Here is a 344-nt window from a genome sequence, read left to right as displayed (position 1 = left end):
ACGGCGATGTCCTTGCGGTCGACGTAGATGTAGTGACCGCTGCCCTCCGCCTTGCGGATCACCGAACGGCCCGAGACCGCCGTCCACGCGTACTGGCCCTTCGTCCAGTCCGCCTCCAACTGCGGACCGTACGTCGGGAACTCCGACAGATACGGCTGACCGTGCCGGATGACCTGCGTCGGGATCCACCCCGCCGAGCGGACCCTGCCGTCGGGGACGACGAGGTTCTCCGGGTTCTGGCCCTGCATCACCGCCACCGTCTGCGCCCGCAGATCCCCCGCATCCCCCGTCGCCGACTCCGGAATCACCCGGGTCACATCCGCCGACGTCGTCGACGACGTCGC

At 69.2% G+C, this 344-nt stretch carries 1 pseudogene; it reads right to left on the bottom strand.

Annotated features, from left to right (window positions below):
- Positions 1–344, bottom strand: a pseudogene (locus IO29_RS31340) (alpha/beta hydrolase); the annotation flags it as partial.

Source organism: Streptomyces sp. NRRL F-6676 (assembly GCF_000725625.1).
In the GTDB taxonomy this organism is placed as follows: Bacteria; Actinomycetota; Actinomycetes; order Streptomycetales; family Streptomycetaceae; genus Streptomyces.
Note: the sequence above shows the minus strand (reverse complement) of the source record. Positions and strands in the feature narration are given on the sequence as shown.